The organism is Bacillus cereus group sp. BfR-BA-01382, from assembly GCF_022663475.1.
Lineage (GTDB): Bacteria > Bacillota > Bacilli > Bacillales > Bacillaceae_G > Bacillus_A > Bacillus_A thuringiensis_S.
This window is the reverse complement of record NZ_JAKUFQ010000429.1, coordinates 1-226: the sequence shown is the minus strand read 5'-3', so window position 1 is coordinate 226 and position 226 is coordinate 1. Positions and strand designations below refer to the sequence as shown.

Sequence of the window (226 nt, the reverse complement as noted above, 5' to 3'; positions counted from 1 at the left end):
GTGCGTCGTAGTTTGGTTGATATATTTGTTGTTGGTATTGCGGTTGAGTTGTGTATGGGTTTTGTGGTGTTACATATGGATTTTGCTGATATTGTTGTTCTTGGTTTTGTGTTGCTGCATATGGATTTTCGTCATATTGTTGTTCTTGTTGCTGTAACTCTTGTTCTTCGTATTGTTCTGTGTATCTCTGTTCCTGCTGTTGAGGGTAAAATGGTTGCCTTGGGTA

At 38.9% G+C, this 226-nt stretch carries 1 pseudogene; it reads right to left on the bottom strand.

Annotation, left to right across the window (positions count from 1 at the left end):
• Window positions 1–226 (bottom strand): annotated as a pseudogene (locus MR160_RS34595) (hypothetical protein); the annotation flags it as partial.